The 23,368-nt window shown below is 71.5% G+C and carries 2 protein-coding genes and 1 pseudogene; all 3 read right to left on the bottom strand.

Annotated elements, in window-relative coordinates:
• Positions 1–18: 18 nt before the first annotated feature.
• Entirely contained in the window at positions 19–9,066 is a 9,048-nt protein-coding gene (locus tag ACIHA7_RS23340) for an SDR family NAD(P)-dependent oxidoreductase (RefSeq protein WP_397293024.1), read from the bottom strand.
• 18 nt (positions 9,067–9,084) lie between these two features.
• Positions 9,085–14,571 (bottom strand): annotated as a pseudogene (locus ACIHA7_RS23335) (type I polyketide synthase); the annotation flags it as partial.
• Positions 14,572–14,653: 82 nt separating this feature from the next.
• Positions 14,654–22,978, bottom strand: coding sequence for a type I polyketide synthase (locus tag ACIHA7_RS23330; protein ID WP_397293023.1), 8,325 nt, complete (start codon positions 22,976–22,978; stop codon positions 14,654–14,656).
• Positions 22,979–23,368 lie beyond the last annotated feature (390 nt).

Genomic DNA, 23,368 nt, shown 5'->3' with positions numbered 1-23,368 from the left:
CGGGCCGCGCGCTGTGGTTCAGCTGGCGGAGCGGCCGAGTTCGGTGTCGATCAGGTGGAAGATCTCGTCCACCGAGGCCGATTGGATCGCCGCGGTCGCGTCGGCGTGCTCGCTGTCGCGCTCGGGCCTGCCCACCTTGGCGAGCATGGTGCGCAGTCTGCGCTGGACCGCGGCCTGGCCGTCGCCCTCGTTCGCCACCGTGGCCAGCAGCGCGTCGATCCGGTCGAGCTCGACCAGCACTCGGCCGAAGCCGCTCTGGTTGGCCGGATTCGCCAGTGCGAGTAGGTGTTCGGCGAGCGCGTCGGGGGTCGGGTGGTCGAAGACCAGGGTGGTGGCCAGGGTCAGCCCGGTCCCGGCGTTGAGCCGGTTGCGCAGCTCGACCGCGGCCATGGAGTCGAAGCCGAGCTCCTGGAACTCGCGGTGGTCGCCGATGGCCCCCGGATCCGGATGGCCGAGCACCGTCGCGACCTCGGCGCGCACCAGGTCGAGGACGAGCCGGCGCGCCGCCGCCCCGCTCAGCCCGGTAAGCCGCTGGGTCAGCGGTTCCGCCGCGGCCATCGAGGTGTGTGCCGTCCGGCGCGTCGTCCTGGTCGGCTGCGCCGCCGACGCGGTGTCGTCGCCGAGCTGGAAGCGGTCGGCCGGAATGTCCAGGTAGGTCAGGGAATCGACGGTGAGGACCGGCTCGCCCTGCTCGTCGGCCAGCGCCAGCCCGATGGTGTCCGCGTCGATCTCCGCGATCCGGCTGTGGACCGAGGTCGCGCCTGCCGCGTGCAGTCTTACCCCGCGCCAGACCGCGGGCACCCGAATGGTCTGCTCGCCCACCGTGATCGGCCGCGCGGCGAGCGCGAGGTCGAGCAGTGCGGGGTGCAACCGGTAGCGGGCCGCGTCGGCGTGCAGCTCCTCGGCCAGCCGTGCCGTCGCGGGTGTGCCGTCGATCCGTTCGACGGCGGCCTCCTGGTTGCTGAGCCTGCCGTCGGCGCATTCGAGCCAGGCGGTGTCGTCGTCCGGTCGCACGTGGACGGTCAGTGCCCGTTCCCCCGCCGGATCCTGTTCGCCGATCCGGAGCTGGAACCGCAGCGCACCCGCGTCGGGCAGCAGCAGCGGTGCCCGCATGGTGAGCTGTGCCAGTGTGCTGCAACCGAGTTCGTCGCCCGCACGGACGGCCAGCTCGATCAGGACGGTGCTGGACAGCACGGTGGTGCCGTGGATGATGTGTTCGGCGAGCCAGGGATGCTCGGCGAGCGAGATCCGGCCGGTGCACACCAGCTCATCGCGACCGGCGATGGCGACCGCGGTGGACAGCATCGGGTGGTCGAGCCCGGGCCCGGCGGTGTCGGCCGCCCGGCCGGTGTGCTCCAGCCAGTAGCGTCGACGCTGGAATGCGTAGCGCGGCAGCTCGACTCGGGTGGCGCCGGGCAGCACCGCGGCCCAGTCCACGGCCCAGCCCCTGGCGTGCAGGGAACCGAGGACGCGGGCGACAGTCTCGTTCTCCGGTTTGACCCCGCGCAGCATGGACGTCAGCAGGCCTGGGCCGTTGCCGGGCAGGCAGTCGGTGATCAGTGCGGTCAGCACCGGGTCGGGGCCGAGTTCGACGTAATCGGTGACGCCCTCGGCGGCGAGGGTGCGCACGCCGTCGAGGAAGCGCACCGCCGCGCGAATGTGCCGGGACCAATAAGCGGGCGAACGCAATTGGTCCTCGGTCGCCAGCGTTCCGGTGACATTCGAGACGATCGGGATGCGCGGCGCGTGGAAACGCACCGTCTCGGCGACCGCCGCGAACTCGGCGAGCATGTCGTCCATGTGCGCCGAATGGAACGCGTGACTGACCGAGAGCCGTTTCGTCTTGCGGCCCTTGTCTTTCCACGCGGCGGCGAGTCGCTCGACAGCGTCCTCGTCACCCGAGATCACCACGGCCCGCGGGCCGTTGATGCCCGCGATGGCCACGCCGGCGTGCAGCGAATCCCGGATCTCGTCTTCACCGGCCTGGATCGCGATCATCGCGCCGCCCTCGCGGGCGGACTGCATCAAGCGGCCACGGGCCGCGACGAGACGGCAGGCGTCGGGTAGCTCGAGCACACCCGCCAGATGGGCCGCGGTCAACTCGCCGATCGAATGGCCGAGCAGGTAATCCGGTGTGATACCCCAGGATTCGAGTAGCCGGAACAACGCGGTCTCGACCGCGAACAACGCGGCCTGCGCATACGCCGTCTGATCAAGCAGTGCCGAGTCCGCCGAACCTTCCGGCGCGAACAGCACCTCCTGCAGCGGCCGCTCGAGCTCGGTGTCCAAGTGCGCGCACACCGCGTTCAACGCGGCCGCGAAGACCGCGGACGATCCATACAGCTCACGCCCCATACCGAGGCGCTGGGCACCCTGACCGGTCAGGAGCACGGCGAGCCTGCCCGCCCGGCCGTCCCGCTCGGTGCCGGTGACGGTGGCGAGCCGGGCGATCAGCTCGTCCCGGTCGGCGCCGACGACAACCGCGCTGTGCGGCAGCACGGTCCGGCCGGTCGCCAGCGACCACGCCACATCCGCGGGCGCGAGCTCGGGCCGTTCGGTCAGGTACGAGCCGAGCCGCCGAGCCTGATCCTGCAGACCCGCAGCGGTTTTGGCGGACAGCACCAAGGGAACCACCTGATCGGCCCGACCGGTCGCGGCGACAGCCTGCTCGGCGGGCGCCTGCTCGAGGATGACGTGGGCGTTGGTGCCGCTGATTCCGAAGCCGGACACGCCGGCCCGGCGCGGTGCGCCGGTCTGCGGCCAGTCCCTCGGCTCGGTCAGCAGCTCGACCGCGCCGGACTCCCAATCCACATGCGGCGACGGCGCGTCCACGTGCAGGGTGCGCGGCAGTTTGCCCCGGCGCATCGCCTCGACCATCTTGATCACGCCCGCGACCCCGGCGGCCAGCTGCGTATGCCCGATATTGGATTTGAGCGAGCCGAGCAGCAGCGGCCGATCCCGGTCCTGGCCGTAGGTGGCCAGCAGCGCGCCCGCCTCGATCGGATCGCCGAGCTGGGTGCCGGTGCCATGCGCCTCGACGGCATCCACCTCGGCGGGTCGCAGCCCCGCGTCGGCGAGAGCCCGGCGGATGACCCGCTCCTGGGCCGGACCGTTCGGCGCGGTCAGCCCGTTGGACGCGCCATCGGAGTTCACCGCCGAGCCGCGCAGCAGGGCGAGCACCTGGTGACCGTTGCGCCGGGCATCGGAGAGCCGCTCCAGCAACAGCATGCCGACGCCCTCGGACCAGGCCGTGCCGTCGGCGGCCGCGGAAAAGGCCTTGACCCGGCCGTCCGGAGCGAGCACCCGCTGCCGGGAGAACCCGACGAAGGACAGCGGGGTGGCCAATACCGTTGCGCCACCGGCGAAGGCGAGGTCGCATTCACCCTGGCGCAGTGCGTTCGCGGCGAGGTGCATGGTCACCAGGGACGACGAGCACGCGGTGTCGAGCGCGACCGTCGGTCCCTCGAAGCCGAAGGTGTAGGCGAGGCGGCCCGCCGCGACGCTGGTGGACACGCCCGTGGTGAGGTAGCCCTCGATGCCGTCCGGCGTGGTCGGCACCATGCCTGGTCCGTAACCGAGGTACATGAGACCGGTGTAGATGCCGGTCCGGCTGCCGCGCAGGGTGGCGGGCAGGATGCCCGCGTGTTCCATTGCCTCCCAGGTGGTTTCCAGCAGCAGCCGCTGCTGCGGGTCGGCGGCGAGCGCCTCGCGCGGGGCCATGCCGAAGAAGTCCGGGTCGAATCCGGCGACGTCGTCGAGGAAACCGCCGTGCCGGACGTAGGACTTGCCCGCCTTGTCCGGATCGGGGTCGAACAGCCCGTCCAGCGCCCAGCCGCGGTCGGTGGGGAACTCGGAGATCGCGTCGACGCCGTCGTCGACCAGTCGCCACAGGTCCTCGGCCGAGTTGACGCCGCCGGGGAATCGGCACGCCATGCCGACGATGGCGATCGGCTCGTCGGCGTGGTTGCCTGGTTGAGTATAGGTTCGGGTCGCGTCCGCGGCCGCGCCGAGCCGCTCGCCGAGGTAGCGGGCGAGCACTTCGGCCGACGGGTAGTCGAAGACCACGGTGCTGGTCAGTCGCAGTCCGGTCGCCGCGCTCAGCCGGTTGCGCAGCTCGACCGCGGTCAGCGAGTCGAAGCCGAGGTCGCCGAAGGCGCGGTCGGCCGCGATCGCGGTGGGGTCGGCGTGGCCGAGTACGGCGGCGACGTGCACGCAGACCAGGTCGAGCAGGGTGCGCCTGCGTTCGTCGGCGGACTGGCCGAGCAGCCGTCGGGCCAGCGGTGAGGTCGCGGTGGTCGTCGCGGCCCTGGCGCGGGTGCGCACCAGACCGCGCAGCAAGGCCGGGACGCCGTCGGGCCGGGACCGCAGCGCGGCCCGGTCGAGCCGCACCGGGACGACCGTCGGCAGGTCGCCGGCCAGGGCGGCGTCGAAGAGGGCGACACCCTCGACGGCGGAGAACGCCGGAAAGCCTTGGCGCCGTAAGCGTTGCAGCTCGGCGTCGTTGAGCAGGCCGCTGAGCCCGGCATCGATGTCCCACAGGCCGAACGCGATAGCGGTCGCGGTCCGGCCCTCGGCGCGGCGGTGCTCGGCCAGCGCGTCCAGGAAGACGTTGGCCGCGGCGTAGCCCGCCTGGCCCGCGGACAGCAGCAGTCCACCTGCCGAGGAGATCAGCACGAAGGCCCTCAGGTCGAGGTCGCGGGTGAGCTCGTGCAGGTGCCAGGCGGCGTCGGCCTTGGGCGCGAGGGCGCGATCCAGCCGATCTTCGGTCAGTGCGGTGACGAGTCCGTGGTCGGGTACGCCGGCGGCGTGCACGACGGCGGTCAGCGGGTGTTCGTCCGAAATGGACTGCAGCAGTTCGGCAACGGCGGCCCGGTCCGCGACATCACAAGCGGTGACGGTGATCTCGGCGCCGAGCTCGGTCAGTTCGGTGCGCAGTTGTTCGGCGCCGGGTGCGTCGAGGCCGCGCCGTGAGGTCAGTACCAGCCTGCGGGCGCCGTGCGCGGTGACCAGGTGCCTGGCCAGGAGCGCGCCGAGCCCGCCGGTGCCGCCGGTGATCAGGGTGGTGCCCTTCCCCCAGTCGGATGTCGCGGGCTCGGTGGGTGCCTCGACCGCGTGCAGCCGGGGTACCAGCAGTGCCCCGTCGCGTACGGCGACTTCGGGTTCGCCCGCGGCGGCCAGCGCGGCGACGACGGAGTCCAGGTCGGTGCCGTCCACGTCGGCCAGCACGATCCGGTCGGCGCTCTCGGCTTGGGCGGCCCGCACCAGACCCCAGGACGGCGATTGGGTGAGGTCGACTCGATCGCCGTCGTTGGTGGCCATGGCGTTTCGGGTCACCACGATCAGGGTCGAGTCCGCGAAGCGGTCACCGGACTGCCAGACGCCGAGCACGTCGAGCACCCTGGCCGCGGTGGCGCGGACCCGCTCGGGCACGGTGCCTTCTTCGGTGGTCCCGCAGTCGAGCACGACGACTTCCGGCGCCGGTTCGGTTTCGGTGCACTGCTCCCACAACGTCCAGGACACGGGGCGGGGCTTGGCGATCGTGCGCGGCTGCCAGCCGATGTGGAACAGCGAGTTGCCTTGGCTCTCCGCGTGTCCGGCGTCTTCGGTCGGCAGCGGATGACCGGTGAGCGCGGCGACGGACAGCACGGGGAGTCCCGTGCCGTCGGCGGCGACCATGGCGAGGGTATCCGCGGTGGACAGGGTGAGGCGCAGCCGGAGCGCGGTGGCGCCGATGGCGTACGACTCGACGGAGGACCAGTCGGCGGGGACCAGTTCCTGCTGGCCGTCGAGGTTCAGTGCCGCGCGCAAGATCGGATCGAGCAGGGTGGGGTGCACCCCGAATCGGTCGGCGTCGGTCACGTCGTCCGGCAGGGCCACTTCGGCGTAAAGTTCGTCGCCGCGTCGCCAGGCCGCGCGAGTGCCGTCCAATTCGATCGGCTCGGCGGCGCTCGGTGGCCAGTCGGTCATGTCGACAGGAGCGGCGGAGGTCGACGCGGTGAGGACGCCCTCGGCGTGCCGGGTCCAGGCCTCGTCGTCGCGGCGGGAGCGGATCACGACGCGGCGGCGGCCCGCGTCGTCCGCCTCGCCGAGCCGGATCTGCAGATCGACGACGGCGTCGTCGGGAATCGCCAGTGGCGTCGGGGTTTCCAGCCGGTCGATGGTGCCGCAGCCGACCTCCTCGCCCGCGCGCAGCGCGAGTTCGACCAGGACGGCGGTGCCGTCGGCGAGCCAGGAACGGCCCGCGGCGCGGACGCGACCGGTGAACAGCAGTTCGCCGGTGCCTGCGACCGGGACAACGGCGCCGAGCAGCGGGTGGTCGGTGGTGCGCAGCCCGAGGCCGCGGGCGTCGGTGGTCCGCGCGGTGCCGCCCAGCCAGTAGCGCTGGCGCTGGAAGGCGTAGGTGGGCAGGTCGACTCGGGTGGCGCCGGACAGGATCGCGGACCAGTCCACGGCCCTGCCCCTGGCATGCAGAGAGCCGAGAACCTGTGCCATGGTGTCGGCTTCGGACCTGCCCGCACGCAGGGCGGGCAGTGCCAACCCGGGCTCGCGGGTCACGCAGCCTGCGACGAGCGCGGTCAGGACCCCGTCCGGGCCGAGTTCGAGATAGTCGGTGACGCCCTCGTTTTCGAGGGTTCGCACGCCGTCGAGGAACCGCACGGCCTCGCGGATGTGCCGAGCCCAGTACTCGGGCGACCTCAGCTGCGCCGCGGTCGCCAAGGCGCCGGTCACGTTCGACACGATCGGAATCCGTGGTGCGGCGAACGTCATCGTCGCGGCTACCGCCGTGAACTCGGCGAGTATGTCGTCCATGTGCGGCGAGTGGAACGCGTGACTGACCGTGAGGCGCTTGGTCTTGCGGCCCTTGGCTTTCCAGTCGGCGGCGATCCGCTCTACCGCCAGGTCATCACCCGAGATCACTACCGAGTCGGGGCCGTTCACTCCGGCGATGGCGACTTGGTCGGCGAAACTCGCGAGCGCGACTTCGATTTCGGCCTCGCCGGCCTGGATCGCGACCATCGCGCCACCCTCGCGAGCCGACTGCATCAACCGGCCACGAGCCGCCACCAAACGGCAGGCGTCGGCCAGGTCCAGTACCCCGGACAGGTGTGCTGCGGTCACCTCTCCGATCGAATGACCCAACAGGTAATCCGGTGTGATACCCCACGATTCGAGCAACCGGAACAACGCCGTCTCAACCGCGAACAACGCCGCCTGCGCGTACGCCGTCTGATCCAGCAACGCTGAATCCGCCGAACCCTGCGGTGCGAACAACACCTCCTTCAAAGAACGCTCGAGCTCCCTCTCGAAATGCGCACACACCGCATCCAGAGCAGCAGCAAACACCGGTGAGCAGCCATAAAGCTCACGCCCCATATCAAGACGCTGCGCACCCTGCCCCGTCAACAACACCGCCAACCGGCCTGCCCGGGACCGATCGACCCGGCTCGCGTTGGTCAACCCCGCCAACAGCGCGTCCCGGTCCGCACCGATAACGACCGCGCTGTGCTCCAACACGCTCCGGCCGGTCGCGAGCGTCCACGCCACATCCGCGGGCGCGAGCTCGGGCCGCTCCGCCAGATGACGGCCGAGCCGCTCGAGCTGCTCGGCCAGCGCGGCCTCATCCCGTGCCGAGACCACCAACGGCACCACCGCGGGCTCGACCGATGCGGCCGACTCCGCCTGCGCGGGAGCCTCTTCCAGAATGACGTGTGCGTTGGTACCGCTGATACCGAAGGCGGAGATACCCGCCCGCCGGGGCCGAACTCCGGCGGGCCACGCCCGCGCCTCGGTGAGCAGTTCGACCGCGCCCGGCGCCCAATCCACGTGGGAGGTCGGCTTATCCACGTGCAACGTCCGCGGCATCCGGCCATTACGCATGGCCTGGACCATCTTGATGACGCTGCCAACGCCCGCCGCGGCCTGGGTGTGCCCGATATTGGATTTCAGCGAACCCAACCACAGCGGTTCCGTGCGGTCCTTGCCGTAGGCCCCGAGCAGCGCCCGCGCCTCGATCGGATCGCCGAGCCGGGTGCCGGTGCCGTGTGCCTCGACGATGTCCACCTCGGACGGCGGCAGGCCGGCCGAGGCGAGCGCGTCCCGGATCACCCGCTCCTGCGCGGGGCCGTTCGGCGCGGTCAGCCCGTTGGACGCGCCGTCGGCGTTCACCGCCGAGCCGCGCAGCACGGCGAGGATCCGATGCCCGTTGCGCTCGGCATCCGAAAGCCGTTCCAGCAGCAGCATGCCCGCGCCCTCGGACCACGAGGTGCCGTCGGCCGCGTCGGCGAAGGCCTTGACCCGGCCGTCCGCGGCGAGTCCGCGCTGACGGGAGAACTCGACGAAGGTCAGCGGGGTGGCCATCACGCTCGCGCCACCGGCGAACGCGAGATCGCATTCCCCGCGCCGCAGTGCCGCGGCGGCGAGGTGCATGGTCACCAGCGACGACGAGCACGCGGTGTCGAGCGCGACCGTCGGCCCCTCGAAGCCGAAGGTATAGGCGATCCGGCCCGCCGCGACGCTGCTGGACAGGCCGCTGGTGAGATAGCCCTCGACCTCGTCGGGGATGTCGTGCAGCACCCCGGTGCCGTAGCCGAGGTACATCAGCCCGGCGAACACGCCGGTCCGGCTGCCGCGCAGTGTCGCGGGCAGCACGCCCGCGTCTTCCATTGCCTCCCAGGTGGTTTCCAGCAGCAGCCGCTGCTGCGGGTCCGCGGTCAACGCCTCGCGCGGTGACATGCCGAAGAACGCAGGATCGAAATCCGCTGCGCGATCGAGGAAACCGCCGTGCCGGACGTAGGACTTGCCGGTGTGGTCCGGGTCGGCGTCGAAGAGATCGTCCAGGTCCCACTCCCGGTCGGTGGGGAACTCGGAGATCGCGTCGACGCCGTCGTCGACCACTCGCCACAGGTCCGCGGCGGAGGCGACACCGCCGGGGAACCGGCACGCCATGCCGACGATCGCGATCGGCTCACGCTCCTTCGCCGTCACTTCGTGCAGCCGCTTACGCGCCTCCCGTGCGTCCGCGATCGCCCGCCTCAGGTACTCCCGAAGTTCCTTCTCGTCAGCCACGCGTTCCTCTATCCATGATCAGTCGGTGCCGTCGACGAAGGCGAAGAGCTCCTCGTCGCTCGCGGACGCCAGGTCCTCGTTCTCCTCGGCGTCGCGTCCGCTGCCCTTTCCGGACAGTTCCAAAAGTTCCTGTAGCCGCGCGGTGATCTGCTCCAGCGCGTTCTCGTCCCCGTCGATCGTGGTCAGCATCGACTTCAGCGAGTCGAGGCCGGCCAGGATCGGCTCGGCGGCCGAAACCTCCTCGACCACAATCTGTTCCCCGAGGTAGCCGGCCAGCGCGCCGGCCGACGGATAGTCGAAGACCACCGTGCTCGGCAGCCGCACCCCGCTGACGGCGCCGAGCTGATTGCGCAGCTCGACCGCGGTCAGCGAGTCGAAACCGAGCTCCTGGAAGGGGCGGTCGGGTTCGACGCTCTTCGCGTCGCTGTGCCCGAGCACGGACGCGATCTGGGCGCAGACGAGTTCGACGAGCGTCCGGCTCCGGTCGTCCTCGGACAGCCCGGCCAGCCGGGTCGCGAGGTCGGGTCCGCTTGCCTCGCTGGTGGTTTCAGCGGTGCTGTGCTTCGTCCGGATCAGTCCGCGCAGCAGGACCGGAGGCTCCTCGCCCCTGTTGCGCAGTGTGGCCGTGTCGAGTCTGGTCAGCGCCAGCACCGCGGCACCCGAGGCGGGCGCGGCGTCGAAGAGCGTCATCGCGTCGCGGGCGTTCAGCGCGAGAACACCGCTGCGCGCCAACCGTTTACGGTCGACCTCGCTGAGCGTCCCGCTGATCGCGCTCGTCTCCTCCCACAGGCCCCAGGCCAGCGATACCGCGGGCAGCCCATGCGCGCGACGGTGTTGCGCGAGGGCGTCGAGGAAGGTGTTGCCCGCCGCGTAGTTGGCCTGGCCCGCCGTGCCGAGCAGCCCGGCGAGCGAAGAGTACAGCACGAAGGCCGACAGGTCCAGCTCGCGGGTGAGTTCGTGCAGGTGCCAGGCCGCGTCGACCTTCGGCCGCAGCACTCGGTCGAGCTGATCCTCGGTGAGTGCGGTGAGCACGCCGTCATCGAGCACACCGGCGGTGTGCACGACGGCGGTCAGCGGCCGCTCGGCCGGGATCGCCGCGAGCACGCCGGCGAGGGCGTCCCGGTCGGTGACATCGCAGGCGGCGATCGTCACGGTCGCGCCGAGTTCGGTGAGCTCGGCGCGCATTTCGGCGGCACCGGGCGCGTCCGAGCCGCGGCGGGACAGCAGCAGCAGGTCCCGCGCGCCGTGCTCGGTGACGAGGTGGCGGGCCAGTACCGCGCCGAGTGCGCCGGTGGCGCCGGTGATCAACACCGTGCCGCGATCCCAGCCCGTGGTGTGTTCCTCGGTCGCCGTGACGCGGGCGAACCTGGGCACCAGGAGGGCGTCGCCGCGCAGCGCGAGCTGCGGTTCGGCGCCGCTGGCCAGACCGGCGGGCAGGACGGTGTCGGCGGTATCGGCGTCTACCAGAATGATCCGGTCGGGGTGTTCGGCCTGCGCCGAGCGCAGCATGCCCCAGACGCCCGCGTGGCCGAGATCGGTGACGTCCTCCTCGCCGGCGGCGATCGCGCCGGTGGTCAGCACGACCAGCCTGGTGTCGGCGAAACGGTCCTCGGCGAGGAAGGCCGCGGTCAGGCGCAGCGTCTCGCGCAATGCCTCGTGTACCGCGGCGGGCACTTCCTCGATGTCGCTCGGATCGAACGGAAGCAGCAGCGCGGCAGGCGCTTTCACGCCCCGATCGAGCGCGGCGGCCAGCGCGCCGAGGTCGGCATAGGGGTACACGACGGCGCCGTTGCTGAGCAGGCGCTGGTCCGCGCCGAGCACGGCCCAGTCGCCGGTCTCGGCCGCGTCGAGGCCGTCCAGCGGCGTCCAGTCCACCCGGAACCGACCGTCGCGCAGGATGCCGTTCGCCTGGGACAGCGCGTCCCTGGCGAGTGGCCGCAGCGCGAGCGAATCCACCTCGGCGACAATGGTTCCCGCCTCATCGGCGGCGACCAGCGCGAGCGCGGAGTCGGTGACGGTGAGCCGGAACCGGAGCACGGTGGCGTTGCCTGCGCGCAGTCGCGCGCCGCTCCAGGCGAAGGGCAGTTTGGCGTCGCCGTCGTCGCCCAGTACGCCGGGCAGCAGCGGGTGCAGCGCGGCGTCCAGCAGCGCCGGGTGCACCAGGAACCGGTCGGTGTCGGTGTGGATCGTCTCGGGCAGTGCGACTTCGGCGAAGATGTCGTCGCCGCGGCGCCAGGCTCGACGCAATCCTTGGAACGCGGGGCCGTAGGCGTAGCCGCGCTCGGTCAGGCCAGGGTAGATGTCGTCGAGTTCGGCCTCGACGGCGTCGGCGGGCGGCCAGGTCAGGAACTCGGCCGGGTCCGCCGTGCTCGGCTCCGCTGCGGTGAGCAGGCCGCTCGCGTGCCTGCTCCACTCGGCGTCGGCGTCGTCCGAGCGCGAATGCACGGTGACCGGTCGAGCGCCGGTCTCGTCCGCGGCGCCGACCCGCACCTGCAGCTGGACGCCGCCGGTTTCGGGCAGGACAAGCGGTGCGGCCAGCGTGAGTTCATCGATCCGGGTGTAGCCGACCTCGGCGCCCGCCCGGAGCGCGAGCTCGAGCAATGCGGTGCCGGGGACCAACACCGAACCCCAGATGGCGTGATCGGCGAGCCACGGGTGGGTGTGCAGGGAGACGCGGCCGGTGCACAGCACACCGTCCTCGCCCGCGAGCCGCACGGCCGCGCCGAGCAGCGGATGACCGGCCTGGGTGAGGCCGAGGCCGACGGCGTCGGCGGGCCGATTCTGCTGTTCCAGCCAGTAGCGCTGACGCTGGAAGGCGTAGGTCGGCAGTTCGATCCGGGTGGCGCCGGGCAGCACCGCGGACCAGTCCACGACCTTGCCCCTGGCGTGCAGGGCACCGATGACCGTCGCCACGGTGTCGTCCTCGGCCCTGTTCGCCCGCAACATCGGCAGCGCCGACCCCGGCGCACCGGTCAGGCAACCCGGGACGAGCGCGCTCAGCACGCCGTCCGGGCCGAGTTCCAGATAGTCGGTGACGCCCTCGTTTTCGAGGGTCCGCACGCCGTCGAGGAAACGGACGCCCTCGCGGATGTGCCGAGCCCAGTACCCGGGCGAACGCAACTGCTCCTCGGTCGCCAGCACGCCGGTCACGTTGGACACGATCGGAATTCGCGGCGCACCGAGCCGCACCGACTTGGCGACCGCCTCGAATTCGGCGAGCACCTCGTCCATGTGCGGCGAGTGGAACGCGTGACTCACCGTGAGGCGTTTGGCCTTGCTCCCCCGGCTGCGCCACTCGTCCGCGATCCGCTCGACGACGGCCTCGTCACCGGAGATCACCACCGAACGCGGGCCGTTGATGCCCGCGATCGACACCCGGTCCACCACACCGGCCAGCGAGGCCTTGATCTCGTCCTCGCTCGCCTGGATCGCGACCATGGCGCCACCCTCGCGGGCCGCCTGCATCAACCGGCCGCGCGCCGCCACCAGACGGCAGGCGTCCGGCAGATCGAGCACACCGGCCAGATGCGCCGCGGTGACCTCACCGATGGAGTGACCCAGTAGGAAATCCGGTCGCACACCCCAGGATTCGACGAGCCGGAACAGTGCCGTCTCCACCGCGAACAACCCGGCCTGGGCGTACGCGGTCTGATCCAGCAGCGCCGAGTCCGCGGAACCCTCCGGCGCGAAAAGCACTGCCTGCAACGGACGTTCGAGCGAGCGGTCCAGCTGTGCGCACACCGCGTCCAACGCGGCCGCGAACACCGGCGACGAACCGTAGAGTTCCCGGCCCATGCCGAGTCGCTGGGCGCCCTGACCGGTCAGCAGGAACGCCAGCCTGCCCGTGCGCGACCGCTCGACCCAGGCCACGCCGCGACCGGGTTGCCCCGCCTCGACAGTGCCGAGTGCACGCCGGAAGTCAGCGCGATCCTGCCCGGTCACCACGACCCGGTGCGGCAGCACCGCGCGTCCGGTCGCGAGGGTCAACGCCACATCGGCGGTGTCCGGCTCGTGCTCGTCGACGAAGGCCCGCAACTTGCGCGCCTGATCGCGCAGCCCGTCGGCGGTCCGCGCGGACAGCACCCACGGCACGGTGGCCGGGGCGGCGCGCTCGACCGGGACAGGCGCGGGCTCCGGCGCCTGCTCCAAGATCACGTGCGCGTTCGTGCCGCCGAGCCCGAACGAGGACACCGCGGCCCGGCGCGGCGCACCGGTCTGCGGCCAGTCCCTCGGCTCGGTCAGCAGCTCGACCGCGCCGGACTCCCAATCCACGTGCGGCGACGGCGCGTCGACGTGCAGGGTGCGCGGCAGCTTGGCCCGGCGGATCGCCTGGACCATCTTGATCACGCCGCCGACGCCTGCGGCGGCTTGGGCGTGGCCGATATTGGATTTCATCGAACCGAGCCACAGCGGCAGGCCCTCGGCCCGGCCCTGGCCATAGGTCGACAGGATGGCCTGCGCCTCGATCGGGTCGCCGAGCTTGGTGCCGGTGCCGTGCGCCTCGACCGCGTCCACCTCGTTCGGTTGCAGGCCTGCGCTCGCCAGCGCCTGCCGGATCACGTTCTCCTGCGCGGGACCGTTCGGCGCGGTCAGGCCGTTCGAGGCGCCGTCCTGGTTGACCGCCGAACCGCGCAGCACGGCGTAGATCCGATGCCCGTTGCGCTCGGCCTCGGACAGCCGCTCCAGCAGCAGGATGCCGACGCCCTCGGCCCAGGCCGTGCCGTCCGCGGCGGCCGCGAACGACTTGCAGCGACCGTCCGGGGACAGCGCCCGCTGCCTGCTGAACTCCTTGAACGGCAACGAAGTCGAGATCACCGTCATGCCGCCTGCGAAGGCCAACTCGCATTCGCCGCGGCGCAGCGCGTTGGCGGCGAGGTGCATGGCGACCAGCGAGGACGAGCACGCGGTGTCCACCGCGACCGTCGGCCCCTCCAGGCCGAAGGTGTACGCCACCCGGCCCGCGGCCATGCTGCCCATGCTGCCGCTGGTCATGTAGGCCTCGAAGCCCTCCTTGGGCAGGTCGGGCCGTGCGCCGTAGTCGTGGTACATCTGACCGACGAACACGCCGGTCCGCGTGCCGCGCAGGCTCGCTGGCACGATCCCCGCGCTCTCCATCGCCTCCCAGGTGTTCTCCAGCAGCAGGCGCTGCTGCGGGTCGGCGGCGAGTGCCTCACGCGGCGACATGCCGAAGAACTCGGGGTCGAAGCCGGTCACGTCGTCGATGAACCCGCCGTGCCGGACATAGGACTTGCCCGGCTTGTCCGGGTCGGTGTCGAACAGGTCGGCCAGCTCTTCCCAGCCGCGGTCGGTGGGGAACTCGGAGATGGCGTCGACGCCGTCGTCCACCAATCGCCAGAGGTCGTCGGGCGTGCGCACCCCGCCGGGGAAGCGGCACGCCATGCCGACGATGGCGATCGGCTCTCGATCCCGATCCTCCAGCTCGCGCACGCGCTTGCGCGCGTCCCGCGCGTCGGCGATCGCCTTGCGTAGGTACTCCCGCAGTTCTTTCTCGTCAGCCACGTGCTTCCAACCTCCGGTGCTCAGTCAAGTTGCGATGCGAGCGCATAATCCGTTGCGGCACAGCGGTTCACCCGCGGCCGTCGTCGATGAAGGCGAACAGTTCCTCGTCGCTCGCCGACGCCAGATCTTCGTGTGATTCGGCGTCGCGGTCCGCGCCGCCGCCCGCGAGTTCCAGCAGTTCCTGGAGCCGGGCGACGATCTGTTCGTCCGGACCGGCGGCCTGGATCATCGCCTTCACCGAGTCGAGGCCGGTCAGGATCGGATCGGCCGCGGGGGCCTGCTCGGCCGCGACGCGCTCACTCAGGAAAGCGGTGAGCGCTTGGGCCGAGGGGTAATCCAGCACCACCGTGCTCGGCAAGCGCAGCCCGGTCAGTGCGCCGAGCTGGTTACGGAGTTCGACCGCGGCCAGCGAGTCGACGCCGAGTTCGGTGAACGCGCGATCGGGCTCGATGGCCGCGGGGTCGGTGTAGCCGAGCGCGGTCGCGACGGTCGCGCAGACCAGGTTCGAGATGGCCGCCGAACGGCTCTCCTCGGGCAGCTCCGCGATCTCACGGAGCCAGGTCCCGGTCGAATCGTCGGTCTTCGCGCCCGACCGGACGGTCCGCTGGCGGCGCTTGGGCACCAGATCGCGGAAGACGACCGGCGGTTCGTCGCCGTCGCGCAGCGCGGCCAGATTCAGCGCGGCGGGCACGACCAGCGGGCCGGTGCTGCCCAACGCCGAGTCGAACAACGCAAGGCCCTGTTCCGGGGTCAGCGGGGTGACGCCCAAGCGCGCCCAGCGGGCGATGTCGCCGTCGCGCAGCGTGCCGCCGAGACCGACCGTCCCGTCCCACAGACCCCACGCCTGCGCCGTCGCGGGCAGTCCCGCGGCGACGCGGTGCGCGGCGAGCGCGTCGAGATAGGTGTTGGCGGCGGCGTAGTTGGCCTGGCCCGCCATGCCGACGAGCCCGGAGACCGAGGAGAAGAGGATGAACGCGGCCAGGTCGCTGTCCTTGGTCAGCTCGTGCAGATGCCAGGCGGCGTCGACCTTGGGCCGGAACACGGTGTCGATGCCGTCGTCGGTCAGCGCCGACATCGTGGCGTCGGCAAGCACGGCCGCGGTGTGCACGACCGCGGTCAGCGGATGCTCGGCCGGGATGCCTGCCAGCAGTTCGGCGAGGGCGGCGCGGTCCACGACGTCGACGGCCGCGACCGTCACCTCGGCGCCGAGTCCGGTCAGCTCCGTGACCAGGTCGTCCACCCCGGGGGTCCGCGCGCCGCGGCGGCTGCACAGCAGCAGCCTGCGCACGCCGTGTCTGCCGACCAGATGGCGGGCGAAAAGCCCACCGAGCCCGCCGGTTCCGCCGACGATGAGGACCGTGCCCGTCGGGTCGAGCTCTGGCGCCGCGGCGAGTTCCGCCTCGGGTACCCGAGTCGCCCTCGGCACCCGTAGCTCACCGTTGCGCACGGCGATCTGCGGCTCGCCGCTGGTAAGCGCCGCGGACAACGCGTTGTCCGCGCTCGGGTCGTCGAGATCCACCAGCACGAAGCGGCCGGGGTGCTCGGTCTGCGCGGACCGGACGAGTCCCCAGATCGGGGCGGCGGCCAGCGCGGGCACGTCCTCGCCAGGAACGGCGGCGACCGCGCCGGAGGTCACGAAGACCAGCCGGGAGTCGGCGAAACGGTCGTCGGCGAGCCACGCGCGGGCCAGGCCGAGCGCGTGCCTGGTCGCGGCGTGCGCGGCCTCGATGCCGTGCGGTCCGCCGGGGATGTCGACCACGGCGTATTCGGCGCCCGCCGCGGCCGCGAGATCGCCGCCGACCACCCTGGTCCACCGGGGACTCGGCGCGGTCGGCGTGGCGAGCGTCGGCCAGTGCATGGCCAGCAGCGGTTGGCTGCTCCGCTGCGCGGTCTCGGCGAGCTGCTCCTTGGTCACCGCGCGCAGCGACAGCGATTCGATCGTCGCGACCGGTGCGCCGGTCCGATCGGTGATGGTGAGCGCGATCTGGTCCGTGCCGAGGGCGGCGATCCTGGCCCGCACCTCGGTCGCCCCGACCGCGTGCGCCACGGCGCCCGCCCAGCCGAACGGCAGCCTGATGTGGCCCTCCTCGGCCGGGGCGGTCAGCACGTGGGCGTGCAGGACCGCGTCCAACAGCGCGGGGTGGATGCCGAATCGCGTTGCGTCACTGTGTTGTTCCTCGGGCAGCCGGACCTCGACGAACAGGTCGGCACCCTGCCGCCACACCGCGCGCAGCCCCTGGAACGCGGGCCCGTACTCGTAGCCGAGCTCGGCGAGCCGGGCATAGGCGTTGTCCAGATCGACCGCGGCCGCCCCGGCGGGTGGCCAGTCGGCCGACCCCGCCGGAGTCCCCTCCGCCTGCGTGGTCAGCACGCCGGTGGCGTGCCGGGTCCAGGACCCGAACTCGTCTTCGTCGAGTCGGGAGTGCACGGTGAAAGCCCTACTGCCACCGGCGTCTACGTCGGTGAGCGCGACCTGAATCCAGACCGCGTCGGTGCCCGCGAGGAACAGCGGGGCGGTGAGGGTGAGGTCGTCCACCCGGTGCGCGCCGACCCGCTCCCCCGCGCTCAACGCCAAATCGAGGAACGCGGTGGCGGGCACCAGGACGTTGCCGTCGATCGCGTGGTCGGCGAGCCACGGCATCGCCTCGAGGGAGAGCCTGCCGGTGTACACCGCGCCGCCCGCCTCGGCGAGTTCGACGGTGGTGGCGAGCAGCGGATGCTCGGCGGCCGCGAGCCCGAGGCCGCGCGCGTCGGTCTTCGGCCGCGGTGCGAGCCAGAAACGCTCGCGGTGGAAGGCGTAGGTGGGCAGATCCACCTGCCCGGCGCCGGGCAGCACCGGTGCGAGATCGACCGGAAGGCCGCTGGCGTACGCGGTGGCGAGCCCGCCCACGAACGACTCGGTCTCCGAACGACCCGCCCGCAGTGGGGCGATGATCGCGGCGGCGGATTCGACCCCGCCGCGCACCATCGGCGCGAGTGTGGCGTCCGGGCCGACCTCGAGATAGTGGGTGACGCCCTGACTCTCGAGGGTGCGCATCGCGTCGAGGAAGCGCACGGTCCCGCTGACCTGACGGGCCCAGTAGTCCACCGAGCGCAGCTCGTCGACCGAGGCGAGCTTGCCGGTCAGCGTGGACACGATCGGCAGCGCCGGGGTGCGGAAGTCGACCTCCTCGGCGACCTCGCGGAACCGGGCGACGATCTCGTCCATGTGCGGCGAGTGGAACGCGTGGCTCACCCGCAGCCTGCGGGTCACCCGGCCCTGCGCGGCCCAGCCTGCCGCGATGAACTCGGCGATGCTCTCGTCGCCGGAGATGACCACCGACTCCGGGGCGTTGACCGCGGCGATCCGGATATCGAGCTCGTGCCCCAGCAACGAGCGACTCATCTCCAGTTCTGCCGCGGCGACCGCGATCATCGCCCCGCCGGAGCGGACCGCCTGCATCAGCCTGCCGCGCGCGGCGATCAGCTTGGCGGCGTCGGCGAGCGAGAACAACCCGCTCACATAGCCCGCGGTGAGCTCGCCGACCGAGTGGCCGACCAGCAGGTCCGGGGTGAGGCCGAACTGTTCGAGCAGCCGGAACAGCGCGACCTCGAACGCGAACAGCGCGGGCTGGGTGTACTCGGTGCGGTGCAGCGGCGCGGCGTCCTCGGTGCCGTCCTCGGCGAAGAGGATCTCGCGCAGCGGCCGCGCCAGCCAGCGATCCAGTTCCAGGCAGGTCTCGTCCAATGCGTCTGCGAACGCACCGAACTCGGCGTAGAGCTCGCGGCCCATGCCCGGGTGCTGAGCGCCCTGGCCCGCGAACAGGAATGCGGTCGAACCGACGCCTCGCGCGTTGCCCAACACCAGGTTCGGCGACTCTGCGCCTTGGATCAGCGCGTCCAAGCCGGCGAGCAGGTCGGCGTTGTCGCGGCCGGTGATCACCGCGCGCCGCTCGAAAGCGTGCCGGGAGTGCAGGGTTCGGGCGACATCGGCGGGGGCCGCGGTGGGGTGGTCGGCGAGGAACGCGCGCAACCGAGTGGCCTGGGCGTGCAGCGAGTCCTCGTCACGGGCCGAGAGCGACCACGGGATCGACGTGCTCGGCGGCTCGGCGGCCGCCGCCGCCGGTTCCTCGTCGAAGCGTTCCAGGATGACGTGCGCGTTGGTGCCGCTGATCCCGAACGAGGACACCGCGGCCCGTGCGGGCGCGCCGGTGGCGGGCCACGGCCGCGCCTCGGTGAGCAGTTCGACCGCGCCCGTGCTCCAGTCCACATGCGGCGTCGGCTCGTCGACGTGCAGCGTCTTCGGCAGCACGCCGTGCCGGATGGCCTCGACCATCTTGATGATCCCGCCGACACCGGCCGCCGCCTGCGCGTGGCCGATGTTCGACTTGAGCGAACCGAGGTACAGCGGGCGCTCGGCGGTGCGCGCGCGGCCATAGGTGGCCATGATCGCCTCGGCCTCGATCGGGTCGCCGAGGGTGGTGCCGGTGCCGTGTGCCTCGACCGCGTCCACGTCCGCGGCGGTCAGGCCGGCGTCGGCCAGCGCGGCGCGGATCACCCGCTGCTGGCTCGGCCCGTTCGGCGCGGTGAGCCCGTTGGACGCGCCGTCGGAGTTCACCGCGGAGCCGCGGACGACGGCGAGTACCCGATGCCCGTTGCGCCGGGCGTCGGAGAGCCGCTCGACCAGGAGCAGGCCGACCCCTTCGGCCCAGGAGGTACCGTCGGCCGCCGCCGCGAACGGCTTGCACCGACCGTCGGTGGCCAGACCGCGCTGCCGGGAGAACTCGACGAAGATGCCCGGCGTCGACATCACTGTCACGCCGCCGGCGAAGGCCATGGTCGACTCGCCCGCACGCAGCGACTGGATCGCCAGGTGCAAGGCGACCACCGAGGACGAGCACGCGGTGTCCACCGTGGTCGCCGGCCCGAGCAGGCCGAGCTGATAGGCGATACGACCGGACATGACGCTGGCCGTGCCGCCGGTGAGCAGATGCCCCTCGACGTGCTCGGGCGCGTCGTGCATCCGTGGGCCGTAGTCCGAAGCCATCGCGCCGATGAAGACGCCGGTTCGGCTGCCGCGCAACGTCTCCGGATCGAGGCCGGCGTCCTCCAGGGTCTGCCAGGCCGTCTCCAGCAGCAACCGCTGCTGCGGGTCCATGGCCAGCGCTTCGCGCGGGGAGATGCCGAAGAACGCCGCGTCGAAGGTGTCCGCCTCGTGCAGGAAACCGCCATGGGACACGTAGCTCTTGCCCGGACGCTCCGGATCGGGGTGGTAGATGTCGTCCCAGCCCCGGTTCACCGGGAAGCCGGAGATGGCGTCGCCGCCCTCGGCGACCAGACGCCACAGGTCCGCGGGCGATTCGACGCCGCCGGGGTAGCGGCAGGCCATCCCGACGATCGCGATCGGCTCGTCGCTGGTGTCCGCGATCGGGGCCGGGGTCTGCTCGATATCGGGCAGCTCGATGAGTTCGGCGTCCAGGTATCGGACCAGTGCCTCGGGCGTCGGCTGATCGAAGAGCAGGGAGGTCGGTAGTCGCAGACCGGTGGCGTCGTGCAGCCGGTTGCGCAGCTCGACCGAGCTGCGCGAGTCGAAACCGATGTCCTTGAAGGTCTTTCGGTCCATCACCTGGGCGGTGTCCGCGTACTCCAGTACCGCGGCGGCGTGGGTGCGCACCAGCTCGGTCAGGGCCTGGCGGCGCTCGGCGGGATCGGCGCCCGCGAGCCGCTGCGCGAAGTCGGAACCGTTCGCGGTGACCGCGCGGGTCCGCTCGCCGACCCAGAAACGCCTGCGCTGGAACGCGTAGGACGGCAGGTCGACGTGCGGCACCCCGGTGTCCGGGAACGCGCGCGTCCAGTCGACGGCCGCACCGTGCACATAGGCGGTGGCCACCGAGGACAGGAAACGCGCGGGATCGTCCTCGCCGCGGCGCAGCGAGCCGACCACAACGGCCTCGGCGCCGCGCGCCTCGGCGGTCTGCGCGACACCGATCGCCAGCATCGGGTGACCCGACACCTCGATGAACACCGCGCCGCGCGCGTCGTTCAGTAGGTTGTCGACGGTCTCCTCGAAATGCACTGTCCGGCGCAGGTTTCGGTACCAGTACTCGGCGTCGAGATCGGTACCGGCCATCACCTCTCCGGTCACCGTCGAATGGAACGGTATCGAGGTCGGCTGTGGCTCGATACCGTCCAGCACGGCGAGCAACTCCGCGCGGATCTGCTCGACCTGAGCCGAATGCGAGGCGTAGTCGACCGCGATCCGGCGGGTCTGCACCTCGTCTTCCGCAGCCGCGGCCAGGAATTCCTCCAGTGCGGCAACCTCACCCGCGATCACCACGGAGCCGGGACCGTTGAGCGCGGCCACCGACAACCGACCGGCCCACGGCGAGATCCGCTCGGCCACTTCGTCTTTGCGCAGCCACACCGACGCCATGCCACCCTGCCCGGCGAGCTCGGTGAGCAGCTTCGCGCGGAGCGCGACCACGCGTGCGGCGTCGCGCAGCGACAGCGCGCCCGCCACGCAGGCGGCGGCGATCTCCCCTTGCGAGTGGCCGACGACCGCGTCCGGCACCACCCCGTAGGAGCGCCACAGCCGAGCCAGCGAGACCATCACCGCGAACAACACCGGCTGCACCACATCAACGCGCTCCAGTGGAGCGGCGCCGTCCGTCGCGCGCAGCACCTCCTCGAGCTCCCAGTCCACGAATTCGCTGAGCGCCCTTGCACATTCGGTCATGGACTCGGCGAAGACCGGCGTGCTCGCCCACAGCCGCAGCGCCATTCCGGCCCACTGATGGCCCTGGCCCGGGAACAGCAGCACCACCCTGGGGCGGGCCAGCGCGCCGGCCGAGGGGCTGCGCACCACGCCGGGCACTACATCGCCGCCCGCCAGCGCGCTCAGCCCGGACAGCAACTCGGCCCGGTCGGTCCCGATGACGGCGGCGCGATGCTCGAAGGTGGCCCGGTCACCGATCAGGGACAGGCTCACCCTGGTCGGATCCGCTTCGGAACCCTCGAGCGCGGTCAGCAGCCGTTGGGCCTGCCCGCGCAACGCGGCCGGGGACCGGCCGGACAGGATCCACGGCAGCGCGGCGGGTTGTTCGACCGCGGACGGCGCCGCCGGTGCGGTGACGTTCGGCGCGTCCTGCACGACCAGATGGCAGTTGGTGCCGCCCATTCCGAACGAGCTGACCCCGGCGACCAGCGGGCGGTCCGGCCGGGGCCACGGCGTCAGCTCGGTCTGCACGACCAGGTTCAGCTCGGCCAGCGGGATGCGCGGGTTCGGCACGGCGAAGTTGCGGTTGGCGGGCAGCCTGCGGTGCCGCATGCTCAGCAACACCTTGAGCAGCCCGACGATGCCCGCGGCGCCTTCGAGGTGGCCGACGTTGGTCTTCGCCGAGCCGACCGGCAGCGGCGTGCCCGTGGCTCGGCGGGTGCCGAGCGCGGCGCCGAGGGCCGCCGCCTCGATCGGGTCGCCGACCGGGGTGCCGGTGCCGTGCAGTTCGACGTACTGCACGGCGTCGGGCTCGATGCCCGCGTTCTCGTGCGCCCTGCGCACCACCAGTTCCTGGGCCTGCGCGCTCGGCACGGTGAGGCCGTCGGTGGCGCCGTCGTTGTTCACCGCGCTGCCGAGCAGCACACCGTGGATCCGGTCGCCATCGGCGCGCGCGGCCTCGAGCGGTTTGAGGACGAGCACCACGGCGCCTTCGCCGCGGACGAACCCGTTGGCCCGTTCGTCGAAGGTGTAGCACTCGCCGTCGGGCGAGAGGCCGCCGAAGCGTTCCTCGGTCAGCGCGCTCTCCGCGAGGATGTTCAGGTTGACGCCGGCCGCGATGGCCAGGGTGGATTCGCCGGAGCGCAGGCTCTCGCACGCGAGGTGCACGGCGACCAGGGAGGAGGACTGTCCGGTGTCGACGGTGAGGCTCGGTCCGCGCAGCCCGAGCTGGTAGGAGACCCGGTTGGCGATGACGCCCCGGTTCACCCCCGTCATGGTGTGTTCGGTGATCGCCGCCGCACCGTGCTGGTTGACCAGGCCGGCATAGTCGTCGCGCAGCGAACCGACGAAGACGCCGGTGGCTTCCGCGCGCAGTCGGTCCGCGACGATCCGCGCGTCTTCGAGTGCGGCCCAGGCCAGTTCGAGGACGATGCGCTGCTGCGGGTCCATCGAGACGGCTTCGCGCGGGGAGATGCCGAAGAACTCGGCGTCGAAGTGACCGATCTCGTCGAGGAAACCGCCGCGCCGCACGCCCGGCTCGGTCGACGTTCCCGCCCACCGGCCCTTCGGCGCCTCGTCCAACGCACTGGCGCCATCGCGCAGCAACGCCCAGAAGGCGTCGGGGCTCGCGGCCTTCGGCAGCCTGCAGGACATCCCGACCACCGCGATCCGATCGCAATCCATCGACTGTCGATTCATGAATGAACTCCCACTGAGGATAATGAGTTCTACCGTTATGCCTCGCATATTCCGAGCAAGAAAAAGCCTAGGCAAGGCCAGTCATGGCGCAGTAATCGCGATTTGCTGGCAACGGTTAGAACCTATTACCCGACAGTGGTCGGCCGATGGGGCGAAAGACGGTCTACCCATGTTTCAGGGGCGAAAACGGGGCCTGGGCTCGGACTATCCGGCTAGCCCGAGCCCAGGTACCCGAGTGCTCGTGAGCTACTCGAGCACGATGTGAGCGGTTTCGTCGACCGCGTAGCCCCGAGCGTACACAGCACTCGAAACGTCGTCAATAGAGCATTTAACAGTAGTTATAGGCACTAACAGAACGTCTTAGTTCCGCCAGCCACACCAATCGACCTG

Source organism: Nocardia sp. NPDC052316 (genome assembly GCF_044547795.1).
Classification (GTDB): Bacteria; Actinomycetota; Actinomycetes; order Mycobacteriales; family Mycobacteriaceae; genus Nocardia.
Note: the sequence above shows the minus strand (reverse complement) of the source record. Positions and strands in the feature narration are given on the sequence as shown.

Excerpts from the sequence above, each read along its gene's own strand:
- ACIHA7_RS23330 (WP_397293023.1), bottom strand. The coding sequence starts at position 22,978 with ATGAATCGACAGTCGATGGATTGCGATCGGATCGCGGTGGTCGGGATG.